The organism is Pseudomonas sp. AF32, assembly GCF_022342325.2.
Classification (GTDB): Bacteria; Pseudomonadota; Gammaproteobacteria; order Pseudomonadales; family Pseudomonadaceae; genus Aquipseudomonas; species Aquipseudomonas uvaldensis.
In genome coordinates, this window is sequence record NZ_RQJK02000001.1 from 282,847 (window position 1) to 296,300 (window position 13,454).

Annotated in this window: 11 protein-coding genes; 5 read left to right on the forward strand and 6 right to left on the reverse strand. The window is 60.6% G+C overall.

Going from position 1 to position 13,454, the window contains the following annotated elements:
- The first annotated feature begins 148 nt into the window (after nucleotides 1–148).
- Nucleotides 149–952, forward strand: coding sequence for a SirB1 family protein (locus EGM97_RS01405; protein WP_238961523.1), 804 nt, complete (start codon nucleotides 149–151; stop codon nucleotides 950–952).
- Between the two features lie 49 nt (nucleotides 953–1,001).
- Here the strand turns inward: EGM97_RS01405 and maiA are convergent, their stop codons facing one another.
- Genes maiA through hmgA form a run of 3 tightly spaced genes read right to left on the reverse strand, consistent with a single transcriptional unit; the run spans nucleotide 1,002 to nucleotide 4,261 of the window.
- Nucleotides 1,002–1,637 (reverse strand): maleylacetoacetate isomerase, encoded by a 636-nt coding sequence (gene maiA, locus EGM97_RS01410; protein ID WP_238961524.1) that lies wholly within the window; start codon nucleotides 1,635–1,637, stop codon nucleotides 1,002–1,004.
- A gap of 11 nt (nucleotides 1,638–1,648) precedes the next feature.
- On the reverse strand, nucleotides 1,649–2,953 hold the full coding sequence (gene fahA / locus EGM97_RS01415) for a fumarylacetoacetase (protein WP_238961525.1): 1,305 nt from the start codon (nucleotides 2,951–2,953) through the stop codon (nucleotides 1,649–1,651).
- Between the two features lie 3 nt (nucleotides 2,954–2,956).
- A complete protein-coding gene (gene hmgA / locus EGM97_RS01420) occupies nucleotides 2,957–4,261 on the reverse strand; it encodes a homogentisate 1,2-dioxygenase (protein ID WP_238961526.1) in 1,305 nt (434 codons plus the stop codon).
- Between the two features lie 116 nt (nucleotides 4,262–4,377).
- Here hmgA and EGM97_RS01425 point away from each other — a divergent pair, with 116 nt between their 5' ends.
- Complete coding sequence (locus tag EGM97_RS01425) at nucleotides 4,378–5,172, forward strand: IclR family transcriptional regulator (RefSeq protein ID WP_238961527.1); 795 nt, start codon at nucleotides 4,378–4,380, stop codon at nucleotides 5,170–5,172.
- Here EGM97_RS01425 and EGM97_RS01430 read toward each other — a convergent pair.
- The 3 genes from EGM97_RS01430 to EGM97_RS01440 all read right to left on the reverse strand — a co-directional run bounded on the left by EGM97_RS01430 (nucleotide 5,162) and on the right by EGM97_RS01440 (nucleotide 11,204).
- A complete protein-coding gene (locus EGM97_RS01430; RefSeq protein ID WP_238961528.1) occupies nucleotides 5,162–7,714 on the reverse strand; it encodes a helix-turn-helix transcriptional regulator in 2,553 nt (850 codons plus the stop codon). The genes EGM97_RS01425 and EGM97_RS01430 overlap by 11 nt on opposite strands.
- A 306-nt stretch (nucleotides 7,715–8,020) precedes the next feature.
- Entirely contained in the window at nucleotides 8,021–9,388 is a 1,368-nt protein-coding gene (locus EGM97_RS01435) for a DUF1329 domain-containing protein (protein WP_238961529.1), read from the reverse strand.
- A 22-nt stretch (nucleotides 9,389–9,410) separates the two neighbouring features.
- Nucleotides 9,411–11,204: a DUF1302 domain-containing protein gene (locus EGM97_RS01440; protein WP_238961530.1), complete on the reverse strand. Its 1,794-nt coding sequence runs from the start codon at nucleotides 11,202–11,204 to the stop codon at nucleotides 9,411–9,413.
- 525 nt (nucleotides 11,205–11,729) lie between these two features.
- On the opposite strand from EGM97_RS01440, the gene EGM97_RS01445 reads away from it, so the two are divergent.
- The 3 genes from EGM97_RS01445 to EGM97_RS01455 all read left to right on the forward strand — a co-directional run bounded on the left by EGM97_RS01445 (nucleotide 11,730) and on the right by EGM97_RS01455 (nucleotide 13,452).
- A complete protein-coding gene (locus EGM97_RS01445; protein WP_238961531.1) occupies nucleotides 11,730–12,236 on the forward strand; it encodes a hypothetical protein in 507 nt (168 codons plus the stop codon).
- A complete protein-coding gene (locus EGM97_RS01450; RefSeq protein WP_238961532.1) occupies nucleotides 12,236–12,493 on the forward strand; it encodes an immunity protein in 258 nt (85 codons plus the stop codon). Before EGM97_RS01445 ends, EGM97_RS01450 begins: the two co-directional genes overlap by 1 nt.
- Nucleotides 12,494–12,684: 191 nt before the next feature.
- The gene (locus EGM97_RS01455) at nucleotides 12,685–13,452 is read left to right on the forward strand and encodes an N-acetylmuramoyl-L-alanine amidase (protein WP_238961634.1); all 768 of its coding nucleotides are present in this window, start codon (nucleotides 12,685–12,687) and stop codon (nucleotides 13,450–13,452) included.
- The last annotated feature ends 2 nt before the right edge of the window (nucleotides 13,453–13,454 follow it).

The window sequence follows — 13,454 nt, forward strand, 5'->3', positions numbered from 1 at the left end:
ATAGGCGTGTAGTCGAAAAATGCTGGAGCACGCCGGAATAAGCCGTATCAAGCGTCAGTCTTTTCGGAAATAACCAGAACAAGGACAGTCCGGGACTGGACGAAACCCCATGGCAGAGCTAAAAACGAGGCAATGCCCGGAGACTGTGATGAAACCGCGCCAAGCTTTTTTCGACTGCCTGCACCGCTCGCCACCGGCGCTTTTCGAAGCGGCGCTCTGGATAGCCGCCGAACACGATCGCGATGTGGACGTGCCGGCCTTGCTGAAAGATTTCGTGGATCTGCAACATCGTGTCAGCCAAAACCTGCCGATGCTTCCTGTCGCGGAACTGGGCCAGCCCCTGTTGCGATGCCTCAATGACCTGGGGTTCGCCCAGGATGACTTCACCCCACTGCGTCCTCGCGCCGCGTTGCTCCACAAGGTGCTGGCGCGCAAACGCGGGCAACCGTTGGCGCTGTCCCTGATTGCCCTGGAGCTGGCGCGAAGGCTGGAAATTCCAATGGTCGGCGTCAACTTCCCCGGACATTTCCTGCTGCGCGTACCCGGCGCCGACCATTTGCTCGACCCGTGCGGCGGCCGCCGGCTTTATCCCAATGACTGCAGGGAATTGCTGCAACGCCAATACGGGGAGAACATGTCGCTCAAGGCAGAACACCTGGCCACCGCCGAACCGGTGCAGATGTTCCAGCGGTTGTCGCGTAACCTACGACAATTGCACCTGACCAACGACGAATTCATCGATGCCTTGATCGACGCCGAACGGGTATTGGAACTGGGGGATGCCAGCGCCGCCGATTACCTGGCCCGCGCCAGCCTGTACCAGCGGCTCGACTGCCCCAATGCCGAACGCTTCGACCTGGAACACGCCCTGATGCTCAGCGAAGACCCGATTCAGCGGATCCGGCTGACGGAACGGCTGGGGCACTTGCCACCGAACTCGATCGTGCATTGAGCACAGCACCCTCGCGAGCGCGGAGAATGCTGTAACTGTGGGAGCACGCTCAGGGAGTGTCCGGCTGGTTGGCCGGGTGTGCTTGCCGGAAGGCGGGGTGCGAAGCCGCCAATGCCGCGACACGACGAATCCGAGGGTAGGCCTGCAACGAAACGTTGAACCGTTCGGCCGCGTACAACTGCGGGATCAAATAAACGTCCGCCAGTCCTGGCTCGGGGCCGAAACAATAGCCGTCCTCGCCGATCAACTGTTCCACCGCCGCCAGGCCCTGGACGATCCAGTGCCCGATCCACCCCGTCACCTGCGTTTCGTCGTGCCCCCACTGCCGCAGCTTGTTGAGCACGCTGACATTGTGCAGTGGATGAATGTCACAGCCGATCAGCGCGGCAACACCCCGCTCATGGGCCCGAACCGTCAGGTCCGGGTTGAGCAACGGCACCTGTGGATAACGCTCCTCCAGGTACTCGATAATGGCGGGTGACTGCACCAGCAGCGCGCCCTCGTCGGTGCGCAGCGCCGGTACACGCCCCTGCGGGTTGATCGCCAGATAAGCCGGTTGGCGATGCTCCCCGCCTGGCGGTGCGATCAGGTTGACCGGCAAGGCCTGGTAATCCAGCCCCTTGAGCGCCAGGGCAATACGTACCCGGTACGAGGAAGTCGAGCGGTAATAGGTGTAGAGTTCCATGCCCCTGCTCCTTAACGCGCCGGCAGGATCTTGCCGCGGCACTCACCGAAACCGATGGACGCGACGCCCTCCCGGCTGCAACGGGCTCGCAAAATGATTTCGTCACCGTCCTCAAGGAATTTGCGTACTTCGCCGGAGGCCAGTTCGACCGGTTTTTTACCGCCTTCGGTGATTTCCAGGAGACTGCCGAACTGTCCGCTTTCAGGTCCCGACAAGGTGCCCGATCCAAACAGGTCGCCCGCCTGCAACTGGCAACCGTTGACGCTGTGGTGGGCGACCATCTGCGCCACGGTCCAGTACATGTACCGCGTGTTGCTCAGCGTCAGGCGATGGGCCGGCAGGTTCCGCTCGCGCATGGTTTCGGTCAGCAGCAGCACTTCCAGTTCGATATCGAATGCGCCGCCAGCCTGATCACGCTTGTCCAGTAGATACGGCAGCGGTTGTGGATCGCCTTCCGGGCGCGCCGGTTGCGGGCGTCGGAACGGTTCGAGGGCTTCGGCCGTCACCACCCAGGGCGACACGCTGGTGAGGAAACTCTTCGACAGGAACGGCCCCAGCGGCTGGTATTCCCAGGCCTGGATATCTCGCGCCGACCAGTCGTTGAGCAGGCAAAAACCACCGATATGTTCGGCAGCATCACCGATGGCGATGGGCTCGCCCAAGGCGTTGCCCTGGCCGATCCAGATGCCCAGTTCCAGTTCGTAATCCAGCCGCGCACAAGGGCCGAAAGTCGGTTCCGTCTGGCCGACAGGCAGGGTCTGGCCCTTGGGACGGCGCACATCGGTGCCGGAAGGGCGCACGGTCGAAGCGCGGCCGTGGTAGCCGATGGGAACGTGTTTGTAGTTGGGCAGCAATGGATTGTCGGGACGGAACAGCTTGCCGACATTTTGCGCGTGTTCGATGCCGACATAGAAATCGGTGTAGTCGTTGATCCTGGCCGGCAAGTGCATCTGGCAGTCAGAGGCCAGGGGAAGCAGTTTTGCACCCAGGCCCAGGATCTGGTCACGCTGCGGACTGTCTTCGCCCAACAGCGTCAGCAGCCGTTCGCGCAAGGCCACCCGGGCGGGGCGGCCCAATTCGAAGAAAGCGTTCAACTGGCCATCGCCCATGGCCTCGACCGCTTCACGGGCCATGCCATCGAAGAGGCCCGCCTCGAGCGCAGCCTGCAGGTCGAAGATATGATCGCCGATGGCAACGCCGCTGCGCGGGGCGCCATTGCCCGTGCTGAAGATGCCTAACGGCAGGTTCTGCAGGGGGAAATCGGCATGGCCGTTGGCGGAGGCGACCCAGCTACGGGCAGCGGATACTTGGGTCATGGTTTATCTCCGGGTCGGGTCGAACGTGACAGGCAGCGAAGCCCAGCAGGCATCATAGTCGGTTTGCAGTTGCGGGCAGCCCAGGGCGAAACGAGTCGGACGCAGCACTTGGCTGGTCTCGAACATGAACGCCATGGTGTTGTCGATCTTCGCCGGTTCAAGCGCGGCATTGATCGCCCTGGTGCAGGTTTCGCCGTCCGGGCCATGGGCGCTCATGCAGCTGTGCAAGGAGGCACCACCGGGCAGGAAACCTTCGGCCTTGGCATCGTAGGCGCCCTGGATCAGGCCCATGAATTCGTTCATCAGGTTGCGATGGAACCACGGTGGACGGAAGGTGTTTTCCGCCACCATCCAGCGCGGCGGGAAGATCACGAAGTCGAGGTTGGCCAGGCCGTGGACGCTGGTCGGCGACGTCAATACGGTGAAAATCGAAGGGTCCGGGTGGTCGAAACTGACCGTGCCAATGGTGTTGAAGCGGCGCAGGTCGTACTTGTACGGCACGTTGTTGCCATGCCAGGCCACTACATCAAGCGGTGAGTGGTCCAGCTCGCAGGCCCACAACTCGCCAAGGAACTTCTGCACCAGCGTGGTCGGTTGCGCAACGTTCTCGTAATGGGCCACCGGTGTGAGGAAATCCCGCGGGTTGGCCAGGCCGTTGCTGCCGATGGGCCCGAGGTCCGGCAGGCGAAGCGCTGCGCCATGGTTTTCGGCGAGGTAACCTCGGGCCTGCGGGTCGAGCAGTTCGATCCGGAATTTCAGCCCGCGAGGCAGCACGGCGATTTCCAGCGGAGCCAGTTCCAGCACACCCAGCTCGGTAGCAATCCGCAGCCGTCCCAGCTGCGGCACGAGCAGCCATTCACCGTCGGCGTTGAAGAACACCCGCTCCATGGAGCGATTGGCGCGGTAATGGTAAAGGCTGATGCCGGCCGGCTTGTCCTGATTGGCATTGGCCGCCATGCGCACCAGTCCGTCGATGAAGTCGGTAGGCTCGGCGGGGATGTCCAACGGGTTCCAACGCAGGCGATTGGGCGTGACGTCCCCCAGCGGACCACCATCGAGCTGGCGTTCCAGTCGGGTAAAGGCCGGATGATTGGCCGACGGCCGGATGCGGTACATCCAGGTGCGTCGCGCTTCGCTGCGGGCCATGGTGAACGCAGTACCGGAAAACAGCTCGGCGTACAGTCCGTACGGGGCTTTCTGCGGGGAGTTCTGGCCAACGGGCAATGCACCCGGCAGCGCTTCACTGGCGAATTCGTTGCCGAAGCCCGATTGATAGATCAGGTCCGATGCAGTGGGATCGAGGTTCATGGAGTCTCCTGAACGCCTGTTATTTTTATCGTAATCGAATTACGCATAACGTAATTTGCTCGACAGCGACCGTCAAGCTATAAAGACGCCCATTCGCCTCTGGACCCTGCGCCTCCATGGAAAACCCGCTCAATAACGGCAAACAGAAAGTCCGCTCGGCCGAAGTCGGTACCGACATTCTCAAGGCCCTGGCCGAACTCTCTCCATCCACCTCGCTGTCGCGCCTGGCCGAACACGTGCAGATGCCGGCAAGCAAGGTTCATCGCTACCTGCAAGCCTTGATCGCCAGTGGTTTTGCCGAGCAAAACACGGCGACCAACCATTACGGTCTGGGGCGCGAAGCGCTGCGGGTGGGCCTGGCGGCGTTGAACGGCATGGACGTGCTGCAGGTGGCCGCCCTGCCCCTGGCCGAGCTGCGGGACGACCTTAACGAAACCTGTTTCCTGGCTGTGTGGGGTAACCACGGCGCGACCGTGGTACGAATCGAACCCGCCGTGCGAGCGGTGACGGTGGTCACGCAACTGGGCTCGGTACTGCCGTTACTCAGTTCGTCTACCGGACTGGTGTTCAGCGCCTATCTGCCGGAGCGTGAGACGATCGAGCTGCGTGAGCAGGAAGTGAAGAGTACCCATGGGCATCTCCTGGCCGATGACCAGGCCTATGCCAGCCTGTGCGAACAGATTCGCAGTCGCGGCCTGCACCATGTGCACGGCTTGCTGATGCCGGGGGTGGATGCGTTGTCCGCCCCGGTCTTCAATGCTGTCGGCCAGGTGGCTGCCGTCATGACCATCGTCGGCCCGACTTCACTGTTTCATGCCGACGAACATGGCCCGGCGGCACAACGGTTATTGGCGGCCACCCGGGCGGTGAGCTGGCGGATGGGCTACGAATGCGAGGGCACTAGTTCATGACCCCCATGCCCTTGGCCTTCGCCACCGCTTGAGTACGCCGCTGCACGCCCAGTTTGCTGTGGATCCGACGCGCGTGGGTTTTCACGGTGTGCAGCGAGATGAACAGCTGTTCGGCAATCTGTTGGTTGGAATGACCTTGCGCAATCAATCCCAACACTTCCAGCTCCCGCTGGCTCAGCAATGTTTCTTCAGCCACGCTCACGTGCGGGTCGATAGGTTGCGCCGCCTGTGACCAGCGCAACAGCTCAGGCTGGCGCAAGCGCAGCTCGTGCAACGCGTGCTCTGCCCGCCAGCAGGCGACTCGTTCAAGTCCCTCCCGCATGAGTGCGCGTGCCTGGGCGTGATCGGCGGACAGCCAGGCAACTTCCGCCAGAGCCAGGTGCAACTCGGTTTCCAGCCCATGCATGCCGCAGCGCTGCGCCTGGTCGATCATTGCCTTCAGGCGCGCCTGCGGGTCTTGCGCCCGATGCAGATAGACCTCGGTGAGCACCAGCAGGTATTCAAGTCGCGGGATCAGCTCCAGCGTCGCCGGAGGCGCTTGCTTGGCCTGGGGCCCATGGAAATGGCGAAGGACTCGGGTCAGGGCTTCGTGGGCCAGTTCCGGGCGCCCTTGCTGCAACCAGAACTGGCAACTGGTTTGCAACAACACGCCACGATAAACCGTGTCGGGGATGTTTCGCTGCTGCATGATCCGCTCTGCATCGCGCAACTGCATGAACGCCTCGCCGTAATCGCCCCGGTTGACGGCCAGGTTGGCTTTGCCAAGGAAACCATAAAGCACTTGCTTGTCCTGGTAGCGCATAGCCGTCTCCAGCCCCAACTGGAATTGCTCGGCGGCCTGCTCATCGAAGCCCATGCGCAGTGCCAGGCGCCCACGGCGCAAGGCGATGCGCCCCAGTAGCGCCGAAAAATCCTGGCCCGGCTTATCAAGCAACGCCTGGACCGCACTCAGCAGAGCGTCGGCTCGATGGGGTGCGCCACGCTGCTCCAGGATCTGGGCATGATCCAGCTCCAGCAAACCTTCAAACACCAGCGAGCCATGAGCACGCGCCAGGCATAACGCCTGGCGACTGGTCCACTGGGCGCTGGCCAGTTCGCCCTTGAGCAGCGCCTGCTGCGTCAATCCCGACAGGCATAGCAACTGCAAGGCCCAGGTGTGCGGGTCCAGGCTGGCCTGGGCCTGGAGAAAGTGCTCGCGGGCTCGTTCGCCGTCGCCCGACAGATGCAACAACCAGCCCCGAAGCACCTGCCAGCGAGCCACCAACTCTCGCTGTTGGCAGGCCTGTGGTTGCGGCACGAAGCGGGTCAACTGCTCAATGCACACCGATGCCTGGTCGAAGCGTCCGGCGAACAGCAGCGCGGCAGTGACCAACCCCACCGACTGCGGAGTGCTCAGCGTCAGCGCCTCGCCTTGTTGATCATGCAGGTCGAGCAATAGCAGCACATTGTCGCGCTGCAGGAGGTGCTCGAAACTCAGGTGCTGCAGGAAACTGAGGGCCGTTTCGAACTCCTCGGCCTGGATGGCCTGCTCGAACGCCATTTGCCAGTCCTGCTCGGCGGCGAACCACTGGCAGGCCCGTCGATGCCAGGAACGTCCCTGCGGCCAGGGCTCGTCACGCACCAGCCGGGCCAGGGGCGGATAGACCTGCAACCAGTCCGAGGATTGTTCCCACGGCTCGATGAAACAGCCCAGGTCCAACAACAGGGGAAGACATTCCACCCCGACGGTGTCCCCGAACAGGTGTTCACAAAGACGGGCATTGAACCGCGGCAGATGCGCCAGCACGCGCCAGGCTTGCGCCAGGTCCTCCGTCAGCGTACTGAACAGCTCATACTCAAGGTAGTCCAGCAGGGTCCCGGGCCGCCCTGGCGACGCGTGACGGCGCGCCCATTCACACCGTTCGAGCAAGGCGATGCGCACCCCGGCGCACCAACCACCGCTGCGCTGTATGACTTCGCGGGCCGTGCGGGTCGCCTGGGGTGCGGGCAGGTGACCGAGCAAGGGCAGGATATCGTCGGGCGTGAAGACCAGTGCCTTGGCATCGAACTCGTACAGCTCGTCATCGAGCAGCAGGCGCGTCCAGTTGCAGTGTGGACGTCGGCGGCCATTGAGCCACAGATGAAGCAACGGACTGCCGACATTCAACAAACGGTCGAGCAAACGGTCCAGTTCGGGATTCGGCACCCGGCAGTAATCGTCCAGGAACAGCCAGGTGGGGGTTTGCAGACGGGCCAGATGATTCAGCAGCCCGGCTTCATCCATCACGGGCAAGCCGAGGGCTTGCGCCAGTCGCTCGCACATCTGCGCCCCATCCAACGCAGCGCCTGCCAGTGGCAACCAGTGCAATCGGCAGTTGCTGGGGGCTTGCAGGAAGCATTCGGCGAACAACGCGCTCTTGCCGCTACCCGCCGGGGCGCACAGCAATTTCACCCGCGCCCCCGAGGTCAGCAGGGGCTCGCTCAGGGACCTGCGCGACACATGCGTTACAGACAGGCGAGGCAGTAATCCAGGACGGTCCGGGCACGGGGTCATGGCGGTCATGTGTGCAGGTCCTTTTTATTGTTCTTCCACCACCCTAGGCTCTGTTTGAAAAGTCTTGAGACGAAGGTCAGGCAAGGCGAAAAACGGCGAGGAAGCGGAGTTTACTGGAGTAAATGAGCATTCCGAGCCGGTTTTCAACGCAGCATGAACGAGTATCAAGGCTTTTCAGACAGAGCCTAGTCCTCTGTCGTCGACCTTTGGAGAAGTATTCAGCGCGCTGATTGGCTCCCATAAAAAAACGACCGGCAGATGCGACTGTCGGTCGTTCGTGCTGATCAAATCAAGTAAATCCCCAGCCGTCAGGCCTTAACGCACGCCCGTAGAGCGCAGCGCCGCCGGCGTATAGTCGGCCGCACGGGCCTCGAAACCATATACGTAGCTGTGCTTTTCTTCGTTCTTCATGCCCAGTGCAATGTAGCGACCGGCGATCAGATCGTAGAGCGCCTCGAGGGTATAGCCCGGGTTCTGATGATCGTAGTAGAACTGGGCATGCCCTTCGGCCACGCGCCACAGTTGGCCGCGACCGTCATAGTGATCCACCAGGGCGGCCTGCCAACTGTCCTCGTCGATGTACATGTGGCGCTTGGCATAGATGTGCCGCTCGTTGGGCTTGACCGTACCGATCACTTCCCAGACCCGGTGCAACTCATAACGAGTCAGGTCCTGGTTGATGTGTCCGGCCTTGATCACATCGTCGTACTTGAGATTGGGCGAGTCGAGCTTGTAGCTGTTGTACGGAATGTACATTTCCTTCTTGCCGACCAGCTTCCAGTCGTAGCGATCCGGCGCTCCGGAGAACAGGTCGAAGTTATCGGAGGTGCGCAACCCGTCGGCCGCGGTGCCCGGACCGTCATAGGCTACTTGTGGCGCACGGCGCACGCGACGCTGGCCCGCGTTGTAGATCCAGGCCAGACGCGGCTCCTTCACCTGGTCCAGGGTTTCATGCACCAGCAGCACGTTGCCGGCCAGGCGTGCCGGGGCGGTGACTTCCTGCTTGAAATAGGTCAGCACGTTGCTGGCCTTTTCCGGATCGGCGTCCTTGATCAGGAACGGCACGGCAATTTCTTCTTCAAAACGGATCGGCGTGAAACTGCCGTTGGTCTGTGGCGTGGCCTGAGTGATGACACGCCGCAGGTTGCCACCGTGATAACGAGTGACGTGGTTCCACAACACTTCCACACCGTTCTTGGGAATCGGGAAGGCGTAATAGCGGTTACCGGTGAAATTGGCCAAGCCGTTGCCGTCGTTGATGGCAGTGACGTTGAGTGCGCTGCGCTTGATCGACTCGTAGATTTCCGGCGGCAGGCCCACGCTGCGATGAGTCGGGTAGACAGGGATCTTGTAGGTTTCGGGGTAGCGCTTGAACATCGCGACCTGGCCTTCGGACAGCTTGTCCTTGTACTTGTCCACGGTCGCGGCGGTGATGGTGAACAGCGGTTTTTCATTGGCGAACGGGTCGGCCAGGAACCCCTTGCTGTCTACCGCACCGGCGTTCTTGGGAATGCCGCCGGTCCAGGCCGGGATCGAGCCGTCGGCGTTACCCGCCTTCTCGGCCCCCACCGGCGTGAGGCTCGTCCCCAGTTTGTTGGCTTCTTCCGGCGAGACCGCCGCCATCACGTTCGCGGCCAGCAGGCTCAAGGCCAGGGCACCGCATTGCAGGATCATCTTGCGCATTGGGTTTTCCTTGTCAGCCAGATCAGAAGTTCACGCCGAAGCTCAGCGCGAGGAAGTCGCGGTCTTCGAGAACGTTGTAATCGCCGCCAAAGAAATCGGTGTAGCTCAGGCTGGCGGTGTAGGTGTTGCGGTAGTCGGCATCGACACCAACGCTGACGGCCTTGGCGCCTTCGTTGAAAAGACCGTTGGGGCCGTAGCCGGCCACGTCATGGGACCAGGACAGGTTGGGCTTGAAGTTGATGCCGGCGACGACGTTGGAGTAATCGAGGATTGCCCGGGCGCGATAACCCCAGGAGGTCGACGTGACGAAGCCGTCGGTGTCACCGTTGAATCCGTACTGACCGTAGACCGAGTCGCGGCCATAACGCAGTTTGTCCTTGGACTCCAGCCCGCCGACATGCACCACCGCCGCCTCGCCCACCAGAGTCAGGCGATCGGCGCCCAGCACCTGGTCGAAGAAATGCGTCATGGTGCTCTGGATCTGAGTGATTTCCTTGCGCCGGTAACCGGTGTTATCCGCCCCTGCCGACGTCGCGATGGGCGATGCGGCACCACCGGCGATTGGATTGAGCAAGGCCAGGGTCAGGTCGTTGGTGTTGAGCTGTACCGGCGCGTTGGGGCGGTAGCTGATTTCCCCGGTCCATGCGGTGCCGGTGGGCAGTGTGGTTGAGAAGCTGGCGCCGTACAGGCGAATATCCTCGGGGTATTCCAGGTAGTACTGACCGCGTCCCAGCATCACGCTTTGCGCCAGGCCGGCGCCGCTGCCCGGAAAAATACCGTTGGCAATCGCGACCATCCCCGGCAACGCCGCCAGCGTGGAAGCACCGGCCGTGGTGGTGCCGACGGTAGGTGTGCGGCTGTGGTAGTTCATGAAATACAGGCCGTACTCAGTGTCATCGCCGAGCCAGCGCAACGCCGTACCCCACTGGCCGGAGTCCCGCGCATCGCGGTCGCCGCCCCGGGGGATGATCACCCCTTCGTCGGCCACTTGAATGCCCTGGCCGAACAGCTGGGTCAGCGGCACGAACGGCGCGATGGCCGGGCTGCCCACCGTGTAGCCGGTGGTGCATCCGTCGGCGACCACGTCGTTGCCGAAAAACGTGCCGCAGTTATCGACCACCGTCTGGTCCCACTCCAGTTGGTAGAACCCCTCAAGGGTGAGTTTGTCGGTCAGGCCCTGGGAAGCGAACAGCATGTTCACCGGGATCAGGCCCTCCTTGATCTCGGCGCCCGGACGGCGGAACGCAGAAACGTCCACCGGGTTGATGCTGTTGATCGAGTTACCGATGAAGGTGCTTTCGCCCCAACTCACCACCTGCTTACCGGCGCGCACGGTGCCCGGCAAATCGGCAATGGAATAGTTGTGATAGACGAAGGCATCGAGAATCTGCGCCCCCGAGGACTTGGCGCCTTCCTTGCGATTGCTGTCGCTGATGTCCTTGAACTCGCGGCCTTCATCCTTGAGCTCGAAGTCATACCAGTACTTGCCGCGCACGAACACGCCGGTATCGCCGTACTTGAGTTCGAGGTCGTGCAGACCTTTGAATATTTTGGAAAAGGTCTCGCCTTTCTTGAAATTCAGCCGCCCATCATCACCGGTGGACGATTGGCCCCGACCGCCGTTGACAGTGCCAACCAGGTCCCTGTCGGCATCGCGCATGCCCCAGCTTGCGCCCACGGACAACGAGGAGTCGAACTGACCCTCGATCTCGCCAATGTTGAATGAAACGGCCTGCGCCTGGGCACAGCAACCCAAGGCCACCGCAACGGCCAGCGCCTGCGGCTTGAAGATGGCGCGCATTGTTATTGTTGTCATGCGTCTTCCCCGGTGAGTGACAGAGCCTTCACCCTACTGCCGGCCGGGGCGGGCGATAAGCGCACCAAGGAGGTATTCGCGCTGTCGCTCGAAAGGATTACAGCCCTTGTGGGGCGGGGCTTTGCGCCGACCATGGATGCACTGGATGATGGGTCATCAGCGCCACCCATACTGATCTCAACGGGCAGCACTATTGCGCCTGATGCAACAGTGCATGTCCGGATCCGGGCTGTTTCCCGCCGCGGTCAATCCTTATGCTGGCCGGGCTTGCAGGGTAACGGGCCTGCAACATCCGCCATGGCATCCCTCACGCCTGGCGCACCGTCATTCGGATGGATGGGTTATCGGTCCATCACCCCGTGCTTGCCGACGTTGATTTGTAGCTCCTTTGCAACGTCATGCTTAGGCCGCTGCTTTGTTGCAGCGGCCTTTTTTATGTAGGTCTATTCGTGGAAAAAATTCAGTATTCCTACAGCTCTGTCGGAATCTCTCACCTGCCTGGCTTTTGAATCAGAACTCATAATCTTGCTCGTCGCCTCAGATGGGGACGACATACAGAGTTGTGGTGTCTGTAACCACTCACAAGCGACAGGGGAGCACAGTGGACGCAGATTCAATCCCGAGCAGGCGGGTGGGCCGATTCTTGAATTGGATTGGAGGACGGCGACCATTACCCCGAAAGGGATTGAAGAAGTGAAGCTGCATATTGCGCGCTTGGATCAGTCCGACGCGAATATCGTCATGATTGACCGATTAGAGAGAATTCAGAAGGGTCAGTTGACTGTAACGGATGTCGATAAACGCTTCTACACCCATGAAATCAGAGAGCTGGAGAGGTTCAGAGCCCTAGGACTCACTGACAGCTTCAATCCAGGTGATGACTTGGTGGAATGGAACAACGCCCATACCGCTACACTGGAAGACTACAAACTGGACAGCAAAGAATCATCGCTGTACTCCCCTGAGGCTCTCACCGCCGCGAACAAACAAATGGAAGCAATATACAAACGCCTTCTGAAAGGAGAGCTTTAATGAATAGCATAGAGCAAATTATAAAAAACGAATCGATTGAAGATATCGTTTCCGCATTCGGCATTGGTCTAGCCTATCCATCGCTTGACAGAATGGTTGGTCGTTATCGCTTTGATGAAGTGGCAAACGGTGAATTGTTAAGAACCTACACCAAGCTATTTGAAGAGGGAATACTTGCCAACGGTGACGGGCCTGTAGCAATCAAAGGCCCCAACTGGAAAGCCCCAAAATTCGTAACTGAAAAACGATACACGTAACACTGCCCGCCCCCTGAAGGCGCCGCCCCAACAGCGGTGCCTTCTTCCTGACCTCGATTTTCTTACAAACCAAACGCCTATTCCCACATCAAACCCAGACCTTCACTACATGCCAACCCCACGATCATTGTTAGCCTGAAACCGGTCCCAGCTTGTCGCTTCGACCTTCTTCAGTTATCAGTGAGCTCTTTATGTATCCAATAAACTCCAGCAGTTATCGCTCAAAAAAGGGTTATAACAACCGCATTCGTTCCCTGGTCTTCCATTACACCGCCGCCAATTTTTCTTCTTCCATCAACGCACTGACAGGCCCGTCGGTCAGCGCCCATTACCTGATCCCGGACTTTACCGACCCCACTTATTTGAAAGCAGGTTTCAACGAGCCACAGATTTTCAATCTGGTGGACGAGCAGCACCGCGCCTGGCACGCGGGCGTGAGTAGTTGGGGTAATCGCAATAATTTGAATGACACCTCCATCGGAGTGGAAATCGTCAACCTGGCCGCCGATTACCAGGGGCAGTTCACGTTTCCTCCTTATCAGCCGCAGCAGATAGAGGCCGTGGAGCAGTTGGCGCTCGACATACTCAAGCGCTATCCCGACATCAGCCCGGTCAACGTGGTGGCTCATTCAGACATCGCCGCCGGCAGAAAAAGCGATCCCGGCCCGATGTTTCCCTGGCAGACACTGTACGCCAAGGGCATCGGTGCCTGGTTTGATGGGCCGACGCAAAAGGCCTATCTGGAGGCTTACCAATGCAACGGCTTGCCCCCTCGCGAGCATTTGCTCGGACTGTTCAAGAAATATGGGTATGACACTTCGGCCGCCACGACAAGTGCGGGTTTCCAGCGCCTGGTGCGCGCCTTTCAGCTGCACTTTCGCCCGGCCAGATATGATGGGTTGATGGACTTCGAAACCGCTGCAAACCTGGCGGCGCTGGTGAATAAGTATTTTCCCTGACC